The organism is Thermosynechococcus sp. OHK43 (assembly GCF_014466085.1).
Taxonomy (GTDB): Bacteria; Cyanobacteriota; Cyanobacteriia; order Thermosynechococcales; family Thermosynechococcaceae; genus Thermosynechococcus.
Window position 1 is genome coordinate 1 of the sequence record NZ_JACOMP010000144.1, and the last position, 7312, is coordinate 7312.

The window sequence follows — 7312 nt, forward strand, 5'->3', positions numbered from 1 at the left end:
GGCGATCGCCCCCCTGTTGGATATAGAGCTTGTGCCACTGAAGCAAGCCAGTTGTTGTGGCTCAGGTACCTTTAAGGAAAATTCATGGCTGCTGGAAGATACCGTGAATGCCCGCAACATTGCCCTTGCAGAACAGTTAGGCCTGCCCCTGTTGACCCATTGCAGCACCTGTCAGGGGGTGATTGGCCATGTGGATGAACGCCTCAAAAGGTTTCAGCGCGATCGCCCGGCGTACGTGGCAGAAATTAACCAAGTGTTGACGCAACAGGGCTGCGCTCCCTACCAAGGCACAACAGAAGTCAAGCATTTGCTCTGGGCAATTGTTGGCGATGTGGGCATTGACCAGTTGCGCGATCGCGTCCATCGTCCCCTCACAGGACTTCGCTGCGCTGCCTTTTATGGCTGTTACCTCCTGCGCGCCCAAGAGAGACTCCCCTTTGATCATCCGCTCCATCCCACCTCGATGGAGCAGGTATTTGAGGCGCTAGGAGCGACCCCCATAGAGTATGAGGGACGTACCCAGTGCTGTGGTTGGCCAATTTCTAGCTATGCCACGGCGGCCAGTTTTGCGATGGCCGCCCAACGACTCCAGAGCGCGATCGCCAAGGGTGCGGATTGCATTGTCACCCCCTGTCCCCTGTGTCACCTCAATCTCGATGCCCGTCAACCGGAGATTGCCCAGCAGGTGGGGGTTCGCCTCAATCTGCCGATTCTCCACTTGCCGCAACTAGTGGGTCTAGCCCTTGGCCTGAGTCCGGAGGAACTTGGTTTGAGAAAGCACATCGTCTCGACGCAGCCAGTGTTAGCCAAGCTGGGTCTTTAGCGGATTTCCCAGAGGCCTGATTCAGTGCAAATTGCTTGCAGCGGCTGATCCCACGGATCATGGGGCAATTCTTCTACAAGCGCTGCCTCAAAGACAATCCCCCAGCGACACACGTGCTGCCAGTCAGGGTGGGCAAAGAGGCGATCAAAAAAACCCGCGCCGTAGCCGAGGCGATACCCCTGGCGATCGCAGGCAACCGCAGGAATCAAACACAGATCAACACAAGCGGGATCAATAGGAGGAGCTTCGGGGGACGGTTGCCAGAGGCCATAGCGGCCTTGCTGGAGAGTGTCTTCTTTGCCATCAAAACAATGCCACTGTAAATCCTGGCCCACCACACGAGGTAAGCCCCACTGTTTCGGGAGTAACCACAGGGAGCGCAAATCCGGTTCTCGGCGATGGGGCACGTAGGTCAACACCGTGGTTGCCTGTTGAAACTGGGGGTGATCAAACAAGTGCTGACAAATGCGCTGACTGCGATCTTGCCACTCGCGATCGCTCAGGTGCTGCCGCCATTCAAGATAGTGTTGTCGCAATCTGACTTTATCGCTCATTGATTTGACATTGATTTTCTGGGCCCCCAAGCCACAGGCTAGTATATGAGGTAGAGCCAATGCTTAACCCTAGCAACGATGCAACTATCCCCGCAAGAAAAAGACAAGCTCCTGATTTTTACGGCCGCTCTTGTGGCCGAACGTCGCAAAGCCCGGGGTCTCAAGCTCAATTATCCCGAAGCAGTGGCCTATATTTCTGCGGCCATCTTGGAAGGAGCGCGGGAGGGGCGCACGGTTGCCGATTTGATGAACTATGGCACAACGCTGCTCACCCGTGATGATGTTATGGAAGGGGTGCCAGAAATGCTCACAGAGGTGCAAGTCGAGGCAACATTTCCCGATGGCACAAAGCTGGTGACAGTACATACCCCCATTCGCTGAAGTCTCAAGAAGCCTCAGGAGAGTGCCAACGGAGGACGAGGAACCCATCCCCAACAGGAAGAATTTTGCTGGTGATTCAAATCCCGATAAAAATAGTCGGATATGTTTGACAGGGTGATCGCCCCCTGCTAGGATGGTCAACAACTTGTCTGAGGCAGTCTGAGACCCATGACCGCAACCTTGACCTCCACCACCGAAACCGCCTATTTTACCCACCTCAAATGCAAAGAGTGTGGCGCAGAGTACGAACCCCAAGCCATTCATGTCTGTGAGTACTGTTTTGGCCCCCTAGAGGTGAAGTACGATCTGGAACGCTTGGCGGCAGTTGTAACGCGCAGCACCATTGAGGCGGGTCCGAAGTCCATTTGGCGCTACCGTCCCTTTTTGCCGGTGACCTCGGCAAACCCCATTGATGTGGGCACAGGGATGACTCCCCTCATCAAAGCCCAGCGGCTGGGGCGGCGGCTTGGGCTCAAGCATCTGTACATCAAAAACGATGCGGTGAATATGCCCACCCTCAGCTTCAAGGATCGGGTGGTATCGGTGGCGTTGACACGGGCGCGGGAATTGGGCTTTACGACGGTGTCCTGTGCCAGTACCGGCAATTTGGCGAATTCAACGGCGGCGATCGCGGCCCATGCGGGGCTAGACTGCTGCGTGTTTATTCCAGCGGATCTGGAAGCGGGTAAGGTCTTGGGGACGCTCATCTATGGACCAACGGTGATGGCGGTTGAGGGCAACTACGATCAAGTCAATCGTCTCTGCTCGGAGGTGGCAAATACCCATGGCTGGGGGTTTGTCAATATCAATTTGCGCCCCTACTATTCGGAAGGGTCAAAGACGCTAGGTTATGAGGTAGTTGAACAGTTGGGCTGGCAACTTCCTGACCACATTGTGGCCCCCTTGGCTTCCGGCTCTCTGTTCACGAAAATTTACAAAGGTTTCCGTGAATTTGTGGCAGTGGGTCTAGTGGCTGACAAACCTGTCCGCTGTAGTGGTGCCCAAGCGGTCGGCTGCTCCCCCATTGCCCAAGCCTATGCCGAGGGGCGGGACTTTGTGGCACCCGTGAAGCCCAACACCATTGCTAAATCGATTGCCATTGGTAACCCCGCCGATGGTGTCTATGCCCTAGACATTGCCCGCAAAACGAATGGGGCGATCGCTGCGGCCACCGATGAAGAAATTGTGGCAGGCATTAAGCTGCTTGCGGAGACGGAAGGGATTTTCACCGAAACCGCTGGTGGTACCACAGTTGCTGTTCTCAAAAAGTTGGTGGAATCGGGCAAAATTGACCCCGAAGAAGTGACCGTTGTCTATATCACGGGCAATGGCCTGAAAACCCAAGAGGCGGTACAAAACGATATTGGTCAACCCTTGACGATTGAACCGAAGTTGGCCAGCTTTGAGCGCGCCCTAGAGCGATCGCGCACCCTTGAACGGTTGGATTGGCAACCGGTATTGGTCTAGTTAGTTTTCCCAAACTTTGTTGAAATCTATGGATGGTTTGTAGAGGTCTATGGCTGTTACTGTTTTGATTCCGACTCCCTTGCAAAAACTCACCCGCGATCAGGCAACGGTGGAGTGTCAAGCCCAATCGATCGCTGAACTCCTAGAGAAGCTAGAGCAGGACTGCCCCGGCATTAAAGGGCGCCTCTGTGATGAAAACGGTCAGCTGCGGCGGTTTGTGAATTTCTACGTCAATAACGAGGATATTCGCTTCCTCAATGGCATTGAAACGCCCCTCAAGGATGGCGACGAGGTCAGCATCATTCCCGCGATCGCTGGCGGCTAAGGCGTCGCCAAGGGATGGTCTGGTTCCTGCTGCACTGACTTGACCCATGGGCAAAATATAGGCAAACCCTGTGATTTAAGGGTAAGGAAACGCTGGAGCTAGCAGGCGATGCCCCTAGGGGCTGATTTGCCCGCTCTCAAGTAGACATTTGTTAGGATCAGGGCACAGTTTTTCCCTGCTGCCTTTATGTTTCAGTCTTGGCTGCAACCCCTTGCCCACTCACCGATGCTGGCCCCGGCCAAAGATATTGAGGATTCCCTGCTGCTGCGCCTAGGGGTATTGGGCCTGGTCATTGTTGGCCTGGTGACCACGGATGTTGCCTCAGAAACAACGAATAGTTTTTGGGCAGTTCCCCTCTCCATTGCCGGTTTTGGTTGGAGTTGGTGGGCACGGCGGCAAAGCAATGTTGTCGCTAAGCTAGTGATTGCCATCGGTATGTTGGTGGCATTGGCGGTGTTTTTAGGGCGGCTGGCCGCACTGAACCAAGATTCCCGGGTGTTGCTGACGGAACTGTTAATCCAACTGCAAGTGCTCCACAGTTTTGACTTGCCTCGCCGCAAGGATTTGGGCTACTCGATGGTGATTGCCCTGATTTTGATCAGTGTAGCGGCCACCCTCAGTCAAACCATGATCTTTGGCGTGTTTCTTTTAATCTTTCTGGCGATCGCTCTACCGGTTTTAGTCCTCGACTACCGCTCACGCCTGGGCTTGCTATCCACTACACTAAACTCCCTGCGCTTGCCCTGGCCGCAATGGCTTGGTCTCTTTGCCCTGATTCTTGGCTTGGGAATGGCGGTCTTTGTGCTGCTGCCGCGTTTCCCTGGCTATCAGATTCGCACCTTGCCTGTCAGTGCTGAAATTGAAGTTCAAGGGGAGTTTGACCAAACCCGTGTGATCAATCCGGGCTACGTCAGTGGTCGTGGTGGTGGCGGTTTGGGGGAGGAACTGACCCATCAAACCTTCGACTCGAACTTTTACTATGGCTTTGGTGCCGAGATTGACCAGACCATTGGGGGCATGATGACCCCCCAGGAACTAATGCGAGTGCGATCGCAAGCCCCCGGCTTCTGGCGAGTCCTTGCCTTTGACCAATATACGGGGCGGGGTTGGCGCATTAGTCGCAACGATGAGGCAGAAGTGCTGCAGCGTTCCCCTTGGAGTTTTCGCTATCTGCTGCCGCAGCAACTCTCCCAGATGCCAACGCAGGAAGTGATTCAGACCTACACGATTGTTTCTGAGTTTAGTAACCTCATTCCCCACCTCTATGAGCCGCGCGAACTCTATTTTCCCACCCGTGAAATTGCCCGCGATCTCGATGGTGGGCTGCGGGCGCCGCTGCCCTTGCCAGCGGGGCTGACCTATTCCGTAATTTCTCAAGTGCCGGTGCGCGATCGCTCCCTGTTGCGCAGCGCTCCTAGACTGCATTCTCCCCTCGGGTATGAAGCCTACTTGGCAGTACCGGCGGATCTCAAACCGCGACTCCAAGCCCTCGCTAAGGATCTGCTGGCAAAGGCCGATCGCTCGATTCCTGAACCCTACGAGCAAGCCCTTTACCTCACCCAGGCTCTGAAGCAATCCTATGCCCTGAGAACTGATATTCCTGAACTAGGTAAAGATCAAGATTTGGTGGAGGCCTTTCTTTTTGAGTGGCGCGGGGGCTATCCCGATCACTTTTCCAGTGCGTTGACACTGCTGTTGCGCAGTATTGGTATTCCCAGCCGCTTGGTAACAGGGTTAGGAACAGGGGAATTTAACCCCTTCACGGGTCTGTACGTGGTTCGTAATACCGATGCCTATGCCTTGACGGAGGCCTACTTCCCCAATTTGGGATGGTTTCTCTTTGATCCGATTCCGGGGCACGATCTCTATCCAGCTACTCTAGAGGTGGATCAGACCTTTAGCGTTCTCCAGCAGTTTTGGCAGTGGGTCACCGGCTGGCTGCCGACCCCAGTGACAGGGCTCTTTGGTACCCTTTTTGCCACCCTCGAAACCGCTTTACAAAAATTCTTTGATCTGTTTAGCCAAGGGCTGGGGGGTATTGTCCAAGGGATTTTGATTCTTTTGGGGGGCGCCATCACTGTCTGGGGCTTGGGATACGCTCTCCAGGGGTGGCGATACCGTCAACGTCTGCAAAAACTGCCCCCGATCGCCCGCCTCTATGTACAAATGCTCGATGGTCTGGCCCAGCAGGGATTACCGAAGCGCGCCAATCAAACCCCTTGGGAATACGCGCGATCGCTGCAAACCTGTAGCCGCCTTGATGCCGTCAGTCAACGGGCCATTGCAACCCTGACCCAGGCCTATGTGGCTTGGCGCTATGGTGGTGATTGCCCCCCTTTGCCCCCCCTGAAACGGGCCCTTAACCAACTGCGACAACAACGCTGGCGATCGCTACAACGCACGGTAGCCGATTTGCGCCGTCGTTAATCCTTCTCCTTGTGGTTGCTCTCATCGGCGAGGGCATCATCGCTCACCAGTTCAGTGACCAGCACCTTATCAACGCGGTTGCCATCCATATCCACCACTTCAAAGCGCAAGCCGTCGGTTTCAATATAATCTCCCGACTGGGGAATGCGACCAAATAGCGTAATGATGAGCCCACCAAGGGTGTGGTAGTTGGCAGTGTCCTCCTGGGGCAAGCTTTCCCGCCGCAGCAATTCCTTGAGTTCATAGGTAGAAAGCAGACCATCCAACAGCAAAGAGCCATCCTCCCGCTGAACAATTTGTGGTTCCTCCTCCTCATCGTGGCGCAGTGTGCCAATAATTGCTTCCGTGAGATCATTGAGGGTGACTAGTCCTTCAATGCCACCGTATTCATCGGTAATCAGAGCAATGTGTTGGCTCGACTGGCGAAAGAGTTCAAGGACATCAAGCGCCGGTAGGCCTTCGGGAACAAACAGCGCCGGCTGCACCAGTTGCCGCAGGTCAATGGTTTGCTGGGTTAAGCGAGCCGCTAAAAAATCCTTGGCTGAGATAATCCCCAAGCAGTGATCAATGGTTTCCTCAGCAACAGGAAACCGTGAATGGGAACTGGCTAGGATTTCCGCCTCTATTTCTTCAAGGGAAGATTCAATATCCAGCCAAACAATATCGGTGCGGGGGGTCATGATGGATTGAATCGGGCGATCGCCCAAGTTAAAAATCCGCGCCACCATATCCTGCTCTGCCACCTCAAAGAGACCCGCCCGGGCCCCCTGCTCAATCAGGACCTTGATTTCATCCTCCGTAACCGTTTGGTCAGCAGTGGTGGCAATGCCCAATACTTGCAAGATGGCATCTGTGGAGATGCTGAGTAAATGCACAATCGGGGCTGCTAATTTCGTCAGCCAAGTCATTGGCTTGGCAATATTGCAGGCGATCGCCTCCGGATAGGTCATGGCAATCCGCTTGGGCACCAGTTCACCTATCACCAAGGAAAGATATGTAATCCCCGTCACCACAAGGGCAATGCTCAAAGGCTGGCTGTGTTGACCCAACCATGGCACGGGACTCAGGGTAGCCTGTAACCGCTGGGCAAGGGTGGCACCCCCCACAGCACCACTGAGAATACCAATCAGAGTAATGCCAATTTGTACAACCGAGAGAAAATCATTGGGGGAGTTGGCCAGTTTCAGAGCTGCCCTCGCCTTGCGTTTACCGCGTTTTGCCAGTTGCTCGAGGCGGACTTTGCGCGCAGAGACCACTGCGATTTCAGCACCAGCAAAAATGCCATTGGCGATGATGAGCAGCAGGACAAATAAAAGTTCTAAGGCAGCGGCAGAC

Annotated in this window: 7 protein-coding genes; 5 read left to right on the forward strand and 2 right to left on the reverse strand. The window is 54.6% G+C overall.

Going from position 1 to position 7312, the window contains the following annotated elements; all coding sequences use genetic code 11:
• Positions 1-823 (forward strand): CoB--CoM heterodisulfide reductase iron-sulfur subunit B family protein (locus tag H8Q75_RS06065; protein ID WP_297040915.1); only part of this gene is annotated, 823 nt, incomplete at its 5' end.
• Here the strand turns inward: H8Q75_RS06065 and H8Q75_RS06070 are convergent.
• The gene (locus tag H8Q75_RS06070; RefSeq protein ID WP_297040916.1) at positions 820-1377 is read right to left on the reverse strand and encodes a 5-formyltetrahydrofolate cyclo-ligase; all 558 of its coding nucleotides are present in this window, start codon (positions 1375-1377) and stop codon (positions 820-822) included. The genes H8Q75_RS06065 and H8Q75_RS06070 overlap by 4 nt on opposite strands.
• A gap of 78 nt (positions 1378-1455) precedes the next feature.
• Here H8Q75_RS06070 and ureA point away from each other — a divergent pair, with 78 nt between their 5' ends.
• The 4 genes from ureA to H8Q75_RS06090 all read left to right on the forward strand — a co-directional run bounded on the left by ureA (position 1456) and on the right by H8Q75_RS06090 (position 5977).
• On the forward strand, positions 1456-1758 hold the full coding sequence (gene ureA / locus H8Q75_RS06075) for an urease subunit gamma (RefSeq protein WP_011056825.1): 303 nt from the start codon (positions 1456-1458) through the stop codon (positions 1756-1758).
• A 168-nt stretch (positions 1759-1926) separates the two neighbouring features.
• A complete protein-coding gene (thrC, locus tag H8Q75_RS06080) occupies positions 1927-3225 on the forward strand; it encodes a threonine synthase (RefSeq protein WP_024125899.1) in 1299 nt (432 codons plus the stop codon).
• 49 nt (positions 3226-3274) lie between these two features.
• On the forward strand, positions 3275-3550 hold the full coding sequence (locus H8Q75_RS06085) for a MoaD/ThiS family protein (protein ID WP_024125900.1): 276 nt from the start codon (positions 3275-3277) through the stop codon (positions 3548-3550).
• 186 nt (positions 3551-3736) lie between these two features.
• A complete protein-coding gene (locus H8Q75_RS06090; RefSeq protein WP_024125901.1) occupies positions 3737-5977 on the forward strand; it encodes a DUF3488 and DUF4129 domain-containing transglutaminase family protein in 2241 nt (746 codons plus the stop codon).
• On the opposite strand, the gene H8Q75_RS06095 is transcribed toward H8Q75_RS06090, so the two are convergent.
• A partial coding sequence (locus tag H8Q75_RS06095; RefSeq protein WP_297040917.1) for a hemolysin family protein occupies positions 5974-7312 on the reverse strand: 1339 nt, incomplete at its 5' end. The two genes, H8Q75_RS06090 and H8Q75_RS06095, sit on opposite strands and share 4 nt — an antisense overlap.

What these genes read in the sequence shown, in the direction of transcription:
- H8Q75_RS06090 (WP_024125901.1), top strand. Translation starts at nt 3,737, where the DNA reads ATGTTTCAGTCTTGGCTGCAACCCCTTGCCCACTCACCGATGCTGGCC.
- H8Q75_RS06070 (WP_297040916.1), bottom strand. Translation starts at nt 1,377, where the DNA reads ATGAGCGATAAAGTCAGATTGCGACAACACTATCTTGAATGGCGGCAG.
- H8Q75_RS06085 (WP_024125900.1), top strand. Translation starts at nt 3,275, where the DNA reads ATGGCTGTTACTGTTTTGATTCCGACTCCCTTGCAAAAACTCACCCGC.
- ureA (WP_011056825.1), top strand. Translation starts at nt 1,456, where the DNA reads ATGCAACTATCCCCGCAAGAAAAAGACAAGCTCCTGATTTTTACGGCC.
- thrC (WP_024125899.1), top strand. Translation starts at nt 1,927, where the DNA reads ATGACCGCAACCTTGACCTCCACCACCGAAACCGCCTATTTTACCCAC.